Raw genomic sequence first — 728 nt, 5'->3', positions numbered from 1 at the left:
GCCGAGTACCCCACGTTCAGTAGACACTTTGCTAAGTTAGATCTAGGGTCTAATTGAGAGGTGATTTATGGCTAAACATCGTAATCCAGCGTACACCGAAGAGTTCCGCAAAGAAGCAGTTCGTCTTGCCAGTCTTCCTGGCCGAACAGCTGTCTCCGTTGCCAAGGAGTTGGGCATCAGTGCCCAACAAATCCGGAACTGGAAGCGCCAGTTCACACGCCTATCTGATAAACAGTTTAACACCTTAGACGGTGTCGATTACTCGAAGAAAGAGTCCGAAGAGCTTCGAGCGCTTAGGCGCGAGAACAAGCGGCTTAAAGATGAAATGGAATTCCTAAAAAAGGTGTCGGCGTACTTCGCGAAGCAGCAAGAGTGAAGTACGAGTTCATTGAAAGTTATGCCGGTGAGTACTCGATTAGCCTAATGTGTCGTACTTTAGAAGTGAGTCGAGGTGGTTACTACAAATGGAGCCATCATACGCCGAGTGAGCGTTCAAAGCGGCGAGAGCGCTTTGAACAGCTAGTCATGTGTACCTTTGCTCAATATAGGGCACGTTACGGTTCAGTGCGGATAACCGAAGAGCTAAATGAAGCCGGTTATGCCTGCTGCGTGAACTATGTGGCTGATATCATGAAGGAGAAAGGTATCAGGGCACGGAATGGCAAAGGGTTTAAATACAGCAAGGATGTGGCCGCTATGATCAATGTAGCTGATAATTTACTGCGTAG

The 728-nt window shown here is 47.9% G+C and carries 2 protein-coding genes; both read left to right on the top strand.

Annotated features, from left to right (window positions below; translation table 11 throughout):
• Window positions 1-67 precede the first annotated feature (67 nt).
• Window positions 68-376, top strand: a complete 309-nt coding sequence (locus tag AACV32_RS09555; RefSeq protein ID WP_004413754.1) for a transposase — start codon at window positions 68-70, stop codon at window positions 374-376.
• The coding region (locus AACV32_RS09550; RefSeq protein ID WP_170895771.1) for an IS3 family transposase at window positions 373-728 on the top strand (356 nt) is incomplete at its 3' end. The genes AACV32_RS09555 and AACV32_RS09550, both read left to right, overlap by 4 nt.

Origin of the sequence: Vibrio sp. B7, assembly GCF_963888765.1 — a bacterium.
Classification (GTDB): Bacteria; Pseudomonadota; Gammaproteobacteria; order Enterobacterales; family Vibrionaceae; genus Vibrio; species Vibrio anguillarum.
Note: the sequence above shows the minus strand (reverse complement) of the source record. Positions and strands in the feature narration are given on the sequence as shown.

Excerpts from the sequence above, each read along its gene's own strand:
- AACV32_RS09555 (WP_004413754.1), top strand. The coding sequence starts at position 68 with ATGGCTAAACATCGTAATCCAGCGTACACCGAAGAGTTCCGCAAAGAA.